Source organism: Microseira sp. BLCC-F43 (assembly GCF_041929235.1).
Taxonomy (GTDB): Bacteria; Cyanobacteriota; Cyanobacteriia; order Cyanobacteriales; family Aerosakkonemataceae; genus Microseira.
Map to the genome: position 1 here is coordinate 23,313 of NZ_JBHFNP010000088.1, position 15,158 is coordinate 38,470.

Below are 15,158 nucleotides of genomic sequence, written 5' to 3' on the forward strand. Positions count from 1 at the left end.
CTGCGTTAACGCACCCTACATATAGCTGGAACCTTCCTATATTTAGGATTAAAAGCAAATGTGACTCGAAAGTGACAATCTAGTACTGCAAAGGTAGTTCGATCTGAAAAATCGAACCCTGTCCCACTTCACTTTCCACGCTGAGATGACCGCCATGTGCGGCGATGATTTGTTGCGCGATCGCCAATCCTAACCCAAAACCACCCGGATCTGGCACCCGTTCCTTATCCACTCGATAAAATCGCTCAAAAATATGGGGCAAATCTTCTTGGGGAATGCCAATACCGTTATCTTCAACTTGAATAATTGCCTGATGGGAAGATGTAAACAGGCGCAACTGTACCATTCCGCCAGCAGGCGTATATTTACAAGCATTGCCGATCAGATTCCCTACTGCCTGACGCAGCAAATCGGGTTCTGCTTGCACCATAATCGGTTCAAAAGGCAGATCGCTTTTGAGATCCAAATGTTGAGCAGCAGTAGTAGTAGTTTGGGAATCTACCAACTCTGCGAGCAAATCAGTTAGGTCAATTTCTTTTAAAGATTCCGGCGCTAAACGCCCAGTTTTACGCGCCAAAAAGAGTAGATTTCCAATCAGGATATTCATCGACTTGGCAACATCTGCAATCTTTTCCAAGCGCAAATGTTGGGCAGCACCGTCGTCAATTGGGGCGAGTAACCCGACTTGAGCGTTACTGAGTATTGCCGCCAAAGGAGCGCGTAATTCATGGGAAGCATTGGCAGTGAACCGCTGGAGTTGTTCGTATGCTTCCAGAATAGGCCCCATTGCCAGTCCCCCCAAAAACCATCCGGCAAGACTGGTCGCCCCTAAAGCAATTAATACGGTCAATATTAATATTAGAAGAAAGTTTCTCAGAGATTCTTGGAGGCGAGTCATCGGCATTGCTATTTGGAGATAGCCGATCGCTTTTCCATTGTGCAGAACTGGCAGGGTTACCTGACGCAACCAAATATAGCGGATTGCAAATGATTGAGGTAGAGCCACTGTGGCTCTCGTTTGTGTAGCGCCGCTACACAAACGAGAGCCGTAGCTCATAGGGCTGCAAACTGCTGTAACGGTTGGTTTTGCTCCTATGTAATTATCGGCAGTTTTAATTGTTTCAAATTCCCAAGTTTCATTTAACTGTTCTGGGGCAGCGGCACCAAAAAAATGTTTCAATTGTCCTTGTTCATTGTACCAACGGGCATAGACGATTTCACTATCTAGGGGAGGTGGATTATTTCCTAACAGCGGCACAGAGTCCAGCATCGCGCGACCTTGACCTTGGTAAAGTTCATACTCTACATTCGCTGCCATCACCCTCGCTTTTTTGTAGAGCAATTGATCTAAATTTTCTAGGTTTTCGTTGGCTTCCTGGTAGTAAATTACCCCGCTAAAAACAACTAGAATACTGCCCATTGACAGGGTGAACCAACGAGCTAAGTTGCGACGGCTACGGTTGAACATTGCGTTACGTGCATTTGCTCTTGGCATCTTCGATCAAAGTTTTTAATTTTTGGGATTAATTCGATAACCCATGCCATAAACTGTTTCAATCCAATCTGCTGCATGAACTGTTTTTAAGCGTTGCCGCAGTCGCCTTACTAAGGTGGTCATGGCGTTACTTTCTGGTTCGCTTCCCCATTCCCATAAAGCTTGTTCGATCTGATCGCGGCTTAAAATTTGACGCGGGTGGCGCATGAGGTATTCTAGCAACTGAAACTCGCGCACAGATAACTCAATTGTTGTTTGTCCCCGTTTCGCTGTCAGGGTTGGTTTGTGCAATTGCAGATCGCCAAGTTCCAGCATATCTCCCTGCCAAACAGGCGATCGCCTAGACAATGCCCTTACCCTTGCGAGTAATTCAAATACATCGGTAGGTTTGACCAAATAGTCATCAGCACCTGCATCTAAACCCGTAACTTTATCAGAGGTGGTATCTTTTGCTGTCAGTATCATGACGGGTGCGGTTTTGCCAGCTTGTCGATACTGACGACAGAGATCCAATCCGCTGATCTGGGGCAGCATCCAATCTAAGATCAACAGGTCGTACTCTCTTTGAGATAATGCCCACTGAGCGATCGCGCTATCACTGAGACCATCTACAATGTGTCCTGCCCCCGATAGCGCTGCACACAAGGGTTCCAATTGTTTTGGATCGTCTTCTACCAGCAGTATTCGCATCGATTTCGCCTCCACTTGCTCGCTTTACTGTTCAGGGTAGAGAAACAGATTGAGTAAAACGTCTTCCACTGGTGGGATTTCAAGCTCAATTGGTAATTGGTAATTGGTAATTGGTAATTGGTAATTGGGCAATGCGAACGCACTCTATGTTTCGCCATCGATGGTTACATTTATTACACTCTCTTGGGCTGGAATTTTGGCTTCCCCTGCCTTTTTTGGGCGTCTTGTTTTGGTTTGGCGGTAACCTGATGACAGATCGTGTATTGAGCCGATCTTACACCACGGTGAATCAGCTACAAGCCGATACCCAATTAGAGGTGAAGCTGTCCCTGACAGTTGTACTGATTCAGGCTGTAATTAATAAGACCGAAGGAGTTACTTTCGTTGCAGTGAAGACGACTGATTCAACTCTGAAAAAGTTGGAATATGAGTTTCCTGTTACCGAGGTGGGCGAGGTAGAGAGTGCGATCGCTCAAGAGTTAGACATGTCAATTGAGCAAACCAGGAAACTGGTACGCTATCAAATTCAAGATTAGTTAATTCAAATAGCCTCTAACTGTAGGGTGCGTTAGCGAAGCGCGTAACGCACCAAGCAACTTCTAATGTTGCTGTAAGTTATAAAAGCGATCCCCCCAACCCCCCTTCCCAAGGGGGGCTTAAGAGAAAGTAAGAGGGATTTATTCCCTTAGTTAAGGGGTAACCGGATTCAAAGTCTCCCTTATTAAGGGGAATGCGAGGGGGAGAGACAATGATTAACCTCATAACTAGCAAATTAGGTTACTTATAAGTCCTATTTTCCTAGTTTCTGGAGTTGGATTGGGACGATTTTGTATCCAGGCAAATAATGCAGCAGCACCAACCAAAACTAAGGTGATGCCCGTCACAAGTTGCAGCATGATACTGTAGCGCATAACAGAATTGGTAATTGGTAATTGGTATTTGGAACTATTAGCCATTAGCTATTAGCAATTAGCCATTAGACCAGGTTGAAATGTTCTAAGTGGACGTTGGTAACTGGAACGTCAAGTTCGTGCAGGGCTAACTCTACTTGCTCCATCATTTTGGGTGCAGCACAAATAAAGTAATTCCTCGTTCCTCGCCGTTCGGGAATGTATCTTGCTAGCAATTCTTTATCTACATAACCCGTTTCTCCCGACCAATCTGACGGCGGATTTCTCAGAACGTGGACGATAGTAAGGTTTAACTTTTCCTTTAATTCATCCAGTTCTTCACGGAAGGTGATATCGTCCCAAGATTTGCTGGCATAAATTAACAAATAGGGGCGTTCGTCTTTTCGTTCCGCAGCAGTTACCAACATACTCATCATCGGAGTAATACCGATACCGCCTGCAATTAAAATAAATCCGGCGGAATTTTCATAGCGGTCTGTGGTAAAAACTCCATAAGGGCCATCGAGATAGGCTTTGGTTCCGGGTAAAACATCCTTAATTGTGTTAGTAAAATCGCCCAAAGCTTTGATGCTAAATGCGATAATATCCATGCGATCGCCATTAGAAGACATAGAAAAAGGATGTTCCCGCATCCCATAGGGCGAGATTTCTAAAGTAATCCAAGCAAATTGACCGGGTTGGAAGGGAAAACCTTGGTGTCCTCTAGGACGTAGCGCCAGCGTCCAAACATCGCCTCGTTCTGGGCGTACCTGTTCGACTAAATAAGGTTTTTTCAGCATAAACCAGGGTTTCACGAGGCGAATGTAAACGAATAACCAGAGTGCGCCTAAAATCAGCGCTGACCACAATACGCTCTTCCAAAACAATCCCAAATAGTTACCCACTCCCAAAGCGTGAACCAGTCCAAAAACCAGCGCAATAACTGCTAAAGCACCATGCAAAGTCCGCCAAGGTTCGTAAGGAATTTTCAGTTGCTGACGCCAAATTGTGGTGACAATTAACGCGATTAGCGCCAAAGTTGATAGCACAGCATATCTCGCCCGCCAAGGCGCTTCGGCGAAATTCAACAATTGAATTGTTTCCGGTTGTACCGCAAATAAAATCAGCGGATGAATCAAAATAAAGGCAACCGCTACGATAGAAATATAGCGGTGAAACTGAAGAATAATATCAACCCCGTAGGATGCTTCAATGCGATTAATGCGTGCAGTTAAAGCAAATTGCAGCGCCATCATCGCCAACCCAATAAACCCCAGGGCGACTGAAAAATCGAGCCAAAAACCCCGGTCTTCAAATGGGAGATAGATTAGCAGCAACAGCAGGGGCAATAAGGTAATAAATAAATATGCCCCTATCCAACAAACTGCTACAAAAATTGGACTTCGCATCAAGAGACTTTGCATCGGAATAGATCTCCTAACTACGTTGCCCAGAAGCTTGGGCGCGTCTGTTAACTTCTGCCCAATTCACCACATTCCACCAGTTATCTAAATACTCGGCGCGGCGGTTTTGGTATCTGAGGTAATAGGCATGTTCCCACACATCATTGCCCATAATTGGATAGTTCCCGTCCATAATTGGGCTATCTTGATTCGGCGTCGATACGATTTGCAGTTGTCCTTGGGGGTTGCGAACTAACCAAACCCAACCGCTACCAAAGCGATTGCCACCTGCAGAGTTAAACTGTTTCCTAAATCCATCAAAACTACCGAAGGTTTGGTTAATTTCTTGCGCTATTGCCCCCGTGGGTTGTCCGCCTCCGTTGGGACTCATAATTTGCCAAAAAATCGTATGGTTCAGGTGACCGCCCCCATTGTTTCGTACCGTATTGCGAATATTTTCCGGCACGCTATTTAAGTCGCGCAGCAAGGATTCAACGCTTCTATTTTGCAAGTTGGGATACTGTTTTATTGCGTCGTTGAGGTTGTTGACATAGGCGGCGTGATGCCGGTCATGATGCAATTGCATTGTTTGGGCATCAATTGCTTTTTCTAGCGCTGCAAAAGCGTAGGGTAATGGCGGTAGCTGTGCTGGTAAACTAGCTTCGCTGTTAACAGAAGCGACGGGAGGAAAGGTAGCAGGTGTTTGTGCGGTTGTAGGCGTCGCTTTTGGAGTTGCAGCGGGAGTTGTTGTGGTGGGTTGTGTCTGGGTTACTTGTCTGGTTTGACAAGAGAATAGCAGGATGACCAATCCTATTCCTACTAAAAAATATCCCAGGATTTTTTGCCAAAATTTGCTCATGAGTGTTGTCATTACAATTAATGTTTATGTTTTTTAATCCAGCGATGAGTCTCTTAAAAAACTGGTGGCAAAATCGTCAAAAGGAGCGAGTTAACGAACGCTAAAGTAATTGAACCTAATAAAGCGCTCCAGAAGCCATACCGTAAGCTAAATCCGGGGACAATCGCCGCTGATATGCCAAATACGATCGCATTCAAAACAAAGAAGAATAATCCCAAACTGACGAGGATAACCGGCAAGGTTAAAATTGTCATAATCGGCAGCATAACGGCATTTAATATCCCGAAAACAGCCGCTGAAATTGCAGCTTTTCCCAAACTATCTATGTCAATTCCCAGAAAAGGAATTCTGGAAATAATCAAGAAACTAATCGTGGTCACTAACCAAATAACTATCATAATTATCGAACTCCTAATTTTTCAGGTAACTCCTGCCAAAAGCCGCAAAATGATAGTGTTAATAATTGACAAGGTAATTGAACCGAGTAAAGCGCTCCAAAAACCATAACGTAAGCGAAATCCAGGTACAATAGCCGCTGATATGCCAAAAATGATGGCATTCAAAATAAAGAAGAATAACCCCACGCTCAGGATAATCAAGGGCAAGGTAACAAAGCTGAGAATTGGGAGTAAAACAGCATTCAAAACTCCCACAACAACTGCGGAAATTGCCGCTTTACCAAAGCTATCGATTTCAATTCCCAGAAAGGGCAATCTGGAAATAATTAAAAAGCTGATAGTTGTGACTAACCAAGTAATAATGATACCTGTCATGATTGGTACTCTTTTGATTGGAGAAAGTTAGGCGATCGCGTAGCTAGCCCTTGGCATATCGCAAGCAGGGTGAAATCACGAAACATGAGTTATCAATTATCATTCCTCGCTCCAAGGTCTAGCTGATAATTGATAACCCTTCAGACTTCCAGATTCCACCTATCTTCAGGATCGAAGCTAAATGTGACTAGAAAGTGACAGCATTGAATTAAGAAACCGGGTTTCTAGGAAAAATCATCGCTTTGTCACGAGAGATAAACGCAGAAACCCGGTTTCTAATATGATGTCCGTTGAATTGCCCATAATAAAAAACCTCCTGGCAATTTTAAAAGTTGCGATCGCAACAACTACTTTAATCCTAACGGCTGAGGTTGGCGGGATGAGTGCGATCGCTCAAACTACCCCCTTGTCTCAATTATCAGACGTACAGCCTACGGATTGGTCGTTTGAGGCATTGCGATCGCTCATTTAACGTTATAGTTGCCTTGCTGGATATCCAGATAACACCTATCGAGGCAATCGAGTACTAACCCGCTACGAATTTGCCGGAAGATACTGGAACGGGGTTTCATTTTGAAGCATTTTATGAATATCCGCTAACATAAAATATTAAACTTATTCCTGGTATTATCTATCTGACCAATCCCGACCACAACGAGACTAACGGTGATATTTTTGTCGGGAGAGTTAGGACAGTCTTTAACTTTTAAGTCGTTCGCTCAAAAAAAATACACTCTTTTTTTAGGTTCTATCTTTTGGCAGAAAAGCTAATTAACAAGCTAGCCTATTGGCAGATATAAAAAATTTAGATTTTTGCTAAACCTATGAATATAGCCCTTGCTCATCCCTTGCAAGTTTTTTACTTACCCTAAATCTTCCCATCAGCTTTAGGCTTTTCATGTAAGTTGGAAGATTGCCACGAAGCTTTGCACAATAGATACCAATTACCATGAGGTCAAAAATATGGATACCAATCGATTTTCAAACCTACAAGCTGCCAGAGGAACTCATGCTCGGCAGGGATATCAAACTGAAATAGCAGTTAATCGGCAAGATAGCATAACCAAACCAAATGAAGCATTGATTTATGGAGGAAGTTTTAGCTTGTTTGCGATTGTGACAGGAACGGTAATTTGGCTATCAAAGAGGAGGATGAGTGAGAAAAAAGAGGGTTTTTTAAACTTCTCTCGTTCCAATCAAGTACCTTGTAGAAATTGTATATACTTTACAGGTAATTTTTATCTAAAATGTGCGGTACGCCCATCGGAAGTTCTCACCAAGAAAGCAATCAATTGCTCTGACTACTGCTCCCAGGATAAAAATGATTATAAGGGCGAATGATACAAAATCATGGGTGATATCATATTCGGTCGATTACCCACGATTGGCAGCCGGGACACGGCATTATTAACGTTATCTGTTTATCCGAGATATCTCTTTAGCCTTAGTCCCTACGCAACGACTTCTTTCTTCTTTCTTCTTCCTTCGCGCTCTAAAACGCTATCGCGTTTCGCTCTTGCGCATCCGCGCCGCTGCGCGAACGCTATCGCGTCTTCGCGGTTCGTTAAAAAAGGGAGTATTAGAAGCGAAATTGGGATGAATTATCTCATGTCCGGTCGATTACCCATAATTAGAAGCCGGGACACGGCAAGATCAACGTTATCTGTTTGTCCGAGATATCTCTTTAGCCTTAGTCCCTACGCAACAACTCTGTGAGGTTTTTATTCAGCGGACATCATATTTCTCCCTTCGGGTTCCAAGATTACAACTAAGGAGAAAATAGAAACGACTTAGGAATTGGGAGGATCGAGGCGGTTGATAAATGCTGCCAGCACCATCATCGGGAGTGCGGGAATTAGACAAATAAGCCACTGGTTTAAAGTCAGCGGTGCGGTTTCAAATAAGAGATTCATTGTGCCCCACTGGCTGAACAGAATTTGCAGAAAAATGGTGCAAAATATGCCAATTGCGTTCGCGCAGCGTTGCGTCAGCAGTATCGCACCCCCGACTTTAATCGACGCCGCCCTACCCCGGAGTTTTGCCACAATCGCCGCACCCAACTCGCTGATACTCAATAAATAAATAACTCTTCCGGCAATTAAAGCCTGTATTGCCATTGTCCGCGCCACCGCAACATCGCCAAAAGCTTGTCGCGCCCATTCAAAGATGCCAAAGATCACAATCCAGTTGAATGCCGAAACCGCTAGAATTCTGTGGAATAGTTTGCCCGATAGCAAAGGTTCGCGAGGATTGCGCGGAGGTTGTTGCATCAAACCATCGGATTTGGGTTCAAATGCTAAGGGAACCGTCATCGTCACCGAGTTGACCATATTCAGCCACAAAACTTGCAGCGCTAGAATCGGTAAATCTCTTGCTAGCAAGGCGCTAATCAGAATCGTCATCGATTCGCCGCCATTTACCGGGAGAATGAAAGCGATCGCTTTTCGCAAGTTCTGATAAACCGTCCGCCCCTCTTCTACCGCCGCTTCAATCGAAGCAAAGTTATCATCGGTCAGCAACATATCGGCAGCTTCTTTGGCAACATCGGTTCCCGTCTTGCCCATTGCAATGCCAATATCCGCTTGTTTAAGCGCGGCGGCATCGTTTACCCCATCCCCAGTCATGGCTACGATTTCGCCCTGGGATTGCAACGCCGTTACCAGGCGAAGTTTCTGTGCGGGAGAAACTCTGGCAAATACTACCCCGGTTTGGGCTGCCTGAGTTAATTCCCCACCATCCATCTGTTCTAATTCCTGTCCGGAAAATGCCAGGACTTGACCGTCTTTTTGCAGACCAATGCGTTGCGCGATCGCTCTCGCAGTGGCGATATGATCTCCGGTAATCATTTTTACCCCAATTCCCGCAGATTGACAGGCATTTACCGCTGCGATCGCCTCGGTGCGGGGTGGGTCGATCATACCCTGCAACCCAATAAAAATTAGATTCGTCTCCACATCTTCATGACTGAGGGACATTGTTTGCGATTTTTCTTTTGGCGTTACGGGTTTCTTCGCAAATGCCAGCACTCGCAATCCCTGTTTTGCCATCCTCTCAACTTCTGCGGCGATTAATTCCCGATCGAGAGGCGTCAAATTTCCGTAGGCATCTATCATCTCGCAACAGCGGGTTAAAACCTTCTCCACCGAACCTTTGAGGTAGATGACATAGGCAGAAGATCGTACACCCTCGTTGTCGGCAACTCCCCATGCTTGACTGTCTAATTGATGCAGCGTTGCCATGTATTGAAATTCCGACTCAAAAGGAATCGTATCGAGTCGAGGCATTGCTTGATTCAGTTGCGAGTAATCGAGTCCAGCTTTTCGCGCCACCGCAATCAAAGCGCCCTCAGTTGGATCGCCCACTACCTTCCATTGCCCGTCTTTTTGCTCTAAATGAGCATCGTTGCACAGCAAACCGGCGATTAAACAATCTTCCAATGCCGGAACTGTATAAGGATCGATCGGTTCCCCATCCTGGTAAAAATCTCCTTCTGGACTGTATCCCGTGCCGCTGACTGAGTATCGCTGTCCGGCGACGTAAATCCCTTGCACCGTCATTTGATTTTCTGTCAGCGTGCCCGTTTTATCCGAGCAAATTACCGTAGCGCTGCCCAGTGCTTCCACCGCAGGCAACTTGCGGATAATCGCATGACGACGCGCCATCCGATCTACCCCAATTGCCAGGGTAACGGTTACTACAGCAGGCAATCCTTCGGGAATCGCACTCACCGCCAGCGCTACCGCTGCCTCAAACATGTCCGTCCAAGACTGACCTTGACCAATTCCGACGGCAAAAGTTACCGTTGCCAGGAATAGAATTACGTAGAGCAGGGTTTGGCTAAATTTGGCGAACTTGCGGGTGAGAGGCGTACTCAAACTCGTCTGCTGGTCGATCGATTGGGAAATTTGTCCCACTTCCGTGCCATTTCCCGTCGCCACCACGATACCGCTACCCTGTCCAGAGGTGACAAAACTACCCGCATACGCCATATTCACCCGTTCGGCGAGGGGAGTATCTGGACTCAGCGGGTGGGTTTGCTTTTCTACTGGGAGGGATTCTCCAGTTAAGGCAGATTCGTTGACTTGCAGATTGCGAACGGTTACCAAGCGCAAATCTGCCGGAACCTTATCGCCGGAAGTCAGCAGTACCAAATCTCCTGGTACCAGTTCTCTAGAAGGAATGCGGACTTTCTTTCCCTCGCGCACTACTGTAGCTTCCGTCGTGACGGCTTTTGCTAAAGCGGCGATCGCTCCTTCTGCTTTCGACTCTTGCACAAAGCCGATAATGGCATTAATTAGCGTCACGCCCCAGATAACTGCCGCATTCGTCCACGACCCCAACAGCGCCTTAATTAAACCCGCAACTAGCAAAATGTAGAGCAGCGCCTGATTGAATTGCAGCAGAAACCGCAACCAAGCAGGTTTCCCCGGTTTAGCTGCCAGTTCGTTAAACCCATACAGAACTAGCCGATCTACAACTGCTGTTGCTCTCAAGCCTTTTTCCAGGTCAGTGTCGAGTCTGAGTGCCACATCTGTTGCTGGCAATTCGAGGTAAGAATGTAAAAGTGGTTTGGCTGGTTGAGTAAGTGTCATATTAAACAATGAAGTATGAGAATTCGGCGAGTATTATCCAATCAATAACTTAGGGAATCGCACCAGTAATTTTTCAATTTGCTCTGAGTCAATCAGTTTACCCGTACTCACAACCTCGCCATTGACGACTACAGCGGGAGTGGAGAGAATTCCCCGTTTAGCAATTTCAATTGGGTCGGTTACTTGAGAGACTTCTGCCTGAATTTTTAATTTGGCGATCGCCGTCCGGACATTATCGGTCAATTGATAATTTTTTGGGCACTTCATGCCAATAATTTCTACTTTGTTGGGTGTCATACGCTTTTCCAGTCCCCAAAACACTTCAGCACCAGCCCGCGAACTAAGCATAACCAGACTCATCCCATTCAGAATGCTTCTCCAGGTGGTTATAATACATCTCAAAGATAACTGTTATAAGTCAAAATTTCGGGGAGAAATCGGGGTGATTTCGGGGGTAATTTCCTAAATTCAGGTTATAAAAAAATCGCTCTATAGACTAAAGCGATTCTAAAATGTGGTGTGTGATGTATAACTTTTTTTCAGTTTATATTGCGTTTTAATCTAAATTTTTAATTATGCCATTTTAATTAATTTAATTTAAAATTAAGCTGATAACTAATAACACAAATCCCAGTATCTGTAGGGCTAAAAAAGCATTGTTTCTCTCAATTGAAAGCTCCCAGCAAGCAAATAAAATCAGCACTAACCCAATCTCTACTAAAAACCGAATTTCCAGAAAAAGTAGGAGAAAGAGTGCAGCCAAAAGCAGCGCGATTTCAATCCTGATTAGCTTTCTCCAGAATAGCCTTTGCAACTTGCACCTACTCTGTTTTCCTGCCATAGATATCTGTTGGCGGAGCATATCTGAAGTCTGGGTAAGTCTATTTTGAAAGCATTTCATTTTTTTGAGAGATAGCCAGGGAATGAATTCCCTGGCTAGTTTTCATTGCAAAGAGTGAGAGATTTTCTTAGTTTAACTTACCGCTTAGCAGTTAAGAAAACGAGAGGAAATCGGGGGGATTTCGGGGGGAAAGATCGATAAAATTGCCAAAAAACTCCCCGCTCTGCTTATTTGCTACAGATCGGGAATAAAAAACTGGTAACGAATTTTAGGCTTTAGTTTCAGGCATGTAGCTAAGCTGTCGCTCTCACCTAAAAAAGGAAGAGGGAGATACAGGTTAGGAAAATCAATAGTTCTTCCCTCGTGAGGAATCCCTCTGCCCCAAGTTTTGTGAACCCAACTCTTAGTTCAACATGCCTACTCTTACTTACTATTTAAAAGTTAAGAAAACAAGAGGAAATCGGGGGGATTTCGGGGGGGACATCCCGATCTTAGCCCACCTGCTTCAAGCGATAGCCCAGACCGTGAACGGTTTCGATAAAATCGTCAGGAGCGCCTGCGGCGCGGAGTTTTTGACGCAAAGTTCTAATGTGGGTTTTAACGGCTTCTTCGGTGGGAGACTCATCCATAGACCACAAGCGCTCAATAATTCCCGGTCTGCTCAACACGCGCCTACCGTTGTTCACCAGTAACTCCAACAGGGCATACTCTTTGGGAGTGAGGTGTAGCAGTCGCTGTTCAAACGCGACTTCGTAGGTATCGGGGTCAAGAGAGAGACTACCCCAAGACAGTTTAGAACGGGTGGTGGAACCCTTGCGCCGCAGCAGCGCCCGAATCTGAGCCATCAACTCTTCCAGGTCAAAAGGTTTTACCATGTAGGCATCGGCTCCCGCATCGAGTCCGATAATTTTGTCAGCGATGGTGTCGCGAGCCGTTAACATCAGGACAGGGATGGAAAAGTTGCGATCGCGCAGTTTCTGACAAAACAGCAGACCATTCAGCTTCGGCAGCGTGATGTCCAGCAGCACCAGGTCGTATTCCAGAGTTTCCATCCAATTCCATGCCATCTCACCATCTTGCGCCACATCGACCGTATACTGACGATTTGTTAGCGCCTCCGTCAGCATATCCGCAATCTGCACGTCATCCTCAACAACCAAAATACGCATGGGAATTTTAGATTTTAGATTTTAGATTTTAGATTTTTTAGATTATCTTAAATTATTCCTCGCATTCCTATGAAATGGTCACTTGAAGGAAAATGGATTACCGGAGGATTCAGTTTGGCACTTGTACTCATGGGTGCTGTTAGCTTCATTTCCTATCAAAATGCAACTCAGTTAGCTGAAAGTGCCAAGCAGGTTCGACAAACCAATCAAGTCCTCAAAGCCATCACTGCTATTTCTGCAACCCTCACCGATGCCGAATCTGGGCGACGCGGTTACATGCTGTTGGGCGACCCAGAAGAACTCGAGCGATACAACAAAGCCGTTGAAAGCCTCAAACAACAAATAGATAAACTAAGGCAACCCCTCGACGATACACCCATCCAGCGACAGCGTCTTGATACTTTAGAATCTTTAATTTCCCAAAGGTTGAACTTATTTCAAACTTTTATCGACCAATACCAAAAAGCCCCAGAGAGATTCTCTGCTCAAAACCCACTGATTATTCAAAAGAAGCGCAATCAAGATGAAATCCGCCGACTGATTCAGGATTTAGTCAGGGAAGAAGAAGAACTGTTAGAGACGCAGGTAGAACAGTCGCAAGCTAATTTTCAATTCAGGATGTGGCTTGAATCCTTGGGTACGCTACTAACTTTTGTGATTCTGTTTGGCGTTTATGCTTTGCTATATCGCCAGATGGTCAAACGCCAACAAGCAGAAACCCTTCAGCGAGCATTAGCTCAAGAAAAAGAACTCAGCGAACTCAAGTTGCAATTTTTCTCGATGGTTTCCCACGAATTTCGGACTCCCCTCAGTCTGATTGTAGGTTCGGCGCAATTGTTAGGGGAAAGTCTCAAATCAGTGGTGGAACCAGCCAAACTCAAGAATCTCTATCGCATTCAATCCTCAGCCAAAGTGATGACTCAATTGCTCAGGGATGTACTCACCCTAGCAAGAGCAGATGCGGGAAAGCTAGAGTGCAATCCAAGTTTAGTGGAAATGCAGACATTCTGCCTCAATTTAGTAGAGGATTTTCAGGTTTTCAGCGAGTCGAAGCGAACGATAAAATTCATCAAGCAGGGAAGCTGCACCCATGCATATTTGGATGAAAAATTGCTGTATTCGATTCTCAGCAATCTACTTGACAACGCGATTAAATATTCTGCTTTAGAAACTCCCGTTTATTTTACGCTGATTTGCGAACCGGATGCAGTCACTTTTCAGATTAGAGACGAAGGCATTGGGATCGATCAAAAAGAGCAACAAAAGCTTTATGAACCCTTCAGCCGCGGCAAGAATGCCAGGGAAATTATGGGGACAGGATTGGGGTTAGCAGTGGTTAAAAAATGTCTCGATCTCCATCGAGGTGAAATTTCTGTCGAGAGTGAAGTAGGAAAGGGAACGACATTTACTGTCAGAATTCCCCAAGGGAAAGAGAATAGAGGTTAATCAACTCTATCTGGTAGTGAAATTTGTTTTAGAGATTATATAGCCATGGCAGGAAAGATGCAATTCCCATTGTTAAAATTAGTTCAATTGCCAACTGATTTGATGAGCATAAATTGCTAACTGAGCGCGGTTCCGTAGATTGAGGCGCTTCAGAAGATGGGTGACGTGGGTTTTGACTGTCCCTTCGGAAATGTAAAGTTGCTGTGCAATGTCGCGGTTGGTAGAGCCGAGGGCAATTAAGTTTAATACCTCTCGTTCTCGTGGAGTTAGCTGAATCAATTCCTGCCGTACCGGTTCTGGGGCGACAGTATTTGAGCTTGGGAGGCTAGTAATTAACTTTTCCAATAGCCCTGGACCTAGTTGGGCATACCCACGATGGACCAGCCGAATTGCCTGTGCCAGCTCTTCACAAGGCATATCTTTGAGCAAATAGCCTTTTGCTCCCGCTCGCATCGAGTCAGTAATATATTGATCGTCATCAAATGTGCTGAGAACTAAGACTTTGACCTCTGGAAACTGCTGACAGATAATCCGCGTCGCTTCCCTCCCATCCATCACAGGCATCCGCACATCCATCAGAACTACATCTGGCTGTAAAGCCGCTACCTGCTCAATGGCAGTTTCACCATTATTAGCAGTTCCCACTACTTGCAAGTCCGGCTCCAAGGTGAGCATTGCCTTCAGTCCTTGGCAAATGAGGCTTTGGTCGTCTGCCAGTAAGAGGCGAATCATAAAGAACCATCTCAGTTTTGTAGGATTAAGGTGAACTACCACACACTGACCTACAGTACAGTGTGATGGCTCTCCCAATTGATCGGGAATTGCCTAAAGAAGCGGAGTTCTCTTGGTCTGACATTCGCTCCAAGGGCAGGAGTCCTGGTTCCCAAGACCCATACTTTTTCTTGACAACTGTACCTTTTAACTTGGTTTTTGCTTATGGCAGGGAGTGTCAAGATGATTGAATGATACCACAAGCGATTTGCTCGTTTCGTCGTTGCAG

At 45.2% G+C, this 15,158-nt stretch carries 15 protein-coding genes and 1 pseudogene; 5 read left to right on the forward strand and 11 right to left on the reverse strand.

Annotated elements, in window-relative coordinates; genetic code table 11:
• Positions 1-79: 79 nt before the first annotated feature.
• Complete coding sequence (locus ACE1CM_RS13440; protein ID WP_374878027.1) at positions 80-1,468, reverse strand: sensor histidine kinase; 1,389 nt, start codon at positions 1,466-1,468, stop codon at positions 80-82.
• A 42-nt stretch (positions 1,469-1,510) separates the two neighbouring features.
• The gene (gene rppA / locus ACE1CM_RS13445) at positions 1,511-2,185 is read right to left on the reverse strand and encodes a two-component system response regulator RppA (RefSeq protein ID WP_374878029.1); all 675 of its coding nucleotides are present in this window, start codon (positions 2,183-2,185) and stop codon (positions 1,511-1,513) included.
• 248 nt (positions 2,186-2,433) lie between these two features.
• Here rppA and ACE1CM_RS13450 point away from each other — a divergent pair, with 248 nt between their 5' ends.
• On the forward strand, positions 2,434-2,721 hold the full coding sequence (locus tag ACE1CM_RS13450) for a hypothetical protein (RefSeq protein ID WP_374878030.1): 288 nt from the start codon (positions 2,434-2,436) through the stop codon (positions 2,719-2,721).
• A gap of 228 nt (positions 2,722-2,949) precedes the next feature.
• On the opposite strand, the gene ACE1CM_RS13455 is transcribed toward ACE1CM_RS13450, so the two are convergent.
• The 5 genes from ACE1CM_RS13455 to ACE1CM_RS13475 all read right to left on the reverse strand — a co-directional run bounded on the left by ACE1CM_RS13455 (position 2,950) and on the right by ACE1CM_RS13475 (position 6,110).
• Positions 2,950-3,141: a hypothetical protein gene (locus tag ACE1CM_RS13455; RefSeq protein WP_374878031.1), complete on the reverse strand. Its 192-nt coding sequence runs from the start codon at positions 3,139-3,141 to the stop codon at positions 2,950-2,952.
• A 20-nt stretch (positions 3,142-3,161) separates the two neighbouring features.
• Positions 3,162-4,499, reverse strand: a complete 1,338-nt coding sequence (locus ACE1CM_RS13460; protein ID WP_374878032.1) for a ferric reductase-like transmembrane domain-containing protein — start codon at positions 4,497-4,499, stop codon at positions 3,162-3,164.
• A 13-nt stretch (positions 4,500-4,512) separates the two neighbouring features.
• The gene (locus tag ACE1CM_RS13465) at positions 4,513-5,277 is read right to left on the reverse strand and encodes a superoxide dismutase (protein ID WP_374878042.1); all 765 of its coding nucleotides are present in this window, start codon (positions 5,275-5,277) and stop codon (positions 4,513-4,515) included.
• Between the two features lie 113 nt (positions 5,278-5,390).
• Positions 5,391-5,735: a phage holin family protein gene (locus ACE1CM_RS13470; protein ID WP_374878033.1), complete on the reverse strand. Its 345-nt coding sequence runs from the start codon at positions 5,733-5,735 to the stop codon at positions 5,391-5,393.
• A gap of 21 nt (positions 5,736-5,756) precedes the next feature.
• Positions 5,757-6,110 (reverse strand): phage holin family protein, encoded by a 354-nt coding sequence (locus ACE1CM_RS13475; protein ID WP_374878034.1) that lies wholly within the window; start codon positions 6,108-6,110, stop codon positions 5,757-5,759.
• A gap of 283 nt (positions 6,111-6,393) precedes the next feature.
• Here ACE1CM_RS13475 and ACE1CM_RS13480 point away from each other — a divergent pair.
• Both ACE1CM_RS13480 and ACE1CM_RS13485 read left to right on the forward strand, forming a co-directional pair.
• Positions 6,394-6,657, forward strand: a pseudogene (locus ACE1CM_RS13480) (S-layer homology domain-containing protein); the annotation flags it as partial.
• Between the two features lie 416 nt (positions 6,658-7,073).
• A complete protein-coding gene (locus tag ACE1CM_RS13485; protein WP_374878035.1) occupies positions 7,074-7,451 on the forward strand; it encodes a hypothetical protein in 378 nt (125 codons plus the stop codon).
• Positions 7,452-7,900: 449 nt separating this feature from the next.
• Here ACE1CM_RS13485 and ACE1CM_RS13490 read toward each other — a convergent pair whose 3' ends face one another.
• From ACE1CM_RS13490 to ACE1CM_RS13500, 3 genes are all read right to left on the reverse strand, one after another.
• Positions 7,901-10,702, reverse strand: coding sequence for a cation-transporting P-type ATPase (locus ACE1CM_RS13490; protein WP_374878036.1), 2,802 nt, complete (start codon positions 10,700-10,702; stop codon positions 7,901-7,903).
• Between the two features lie 33 nt (positions 10,703-10,735).
• Positions 10,736-11,050 carry a thioredoxin family protein gene (locus tag ACE1CM_RS13495; protein WP_374878037.1) on the reverse strand — a complete coding sequence of 105 codons (315 nt, stop codon included), beginning with the start codon at positions 11,048-11,050 and terminating at the stop codon, positions 10,736-10,738.
• A gap of 984 nt (positions 11,051-12,034) precedes the next feature.
• On the reverse strand, positions 12,035-12,712 hold the full coding sequence (locus tag ACE1CM_RS13500; protein ID WP_374878038.1) for a response regulator transcription factor: 678 nt from the start codon (positions 12,710-12,712) through the stop codon (positions 12,035-12,037).
• 69 nt (positions 12,713-12,781) lie between these two features.
• Between ACE1CM_RS13500 and ACE1CM_RS13505 the strand changes: the two genes are divergently transcribed.
• On the forward strand, positions 12,782-14,158 hold the full coding sequence (locus tag ACE1CM_RS13505; protein WP_374878039.1) for an ATP-binding protein: 1,377 nt from the start codon (positions 12,782-12,784) through the stop codon (positions 14,156-14,158).
• 78 nt (positions 14,159-14,236) lie between these two features.
• Here the strand turns inward: ACE1CM_RS13505 and ACE1CM_RS13510 are convergent, their stop codons facing one another.
• The gene (locus tag ACE1CM_RS13510) at positions 14,237-14,890 is read right to left on the reverse strand and encodes a response regulator (protein WP_374878040.1); all 654 of its coding nucleotides are present in this window, start codon (positions 14,888-14,890) and stop codon (positions 14,237-14,239) included.
• 65 nt (positions 14,891-14,955) lie between these two features.
• Between ACE1CM_RS13510 and ACE1CM_RS13515 the strand changes: the two genes are divergently transcribed.
• Positions 14,956-15,120, forward strand: coding sequence for a hypothetical protein (locus ACE1CM_RS13515; RefSeq protein ID WP_374878041.1), 165 nt, complete (start codon positions 14,956-14,958; stop codon positions 15,118-15,120).
• Positions 15,121-15,158 lie beyond the last annotated feature (38 nt).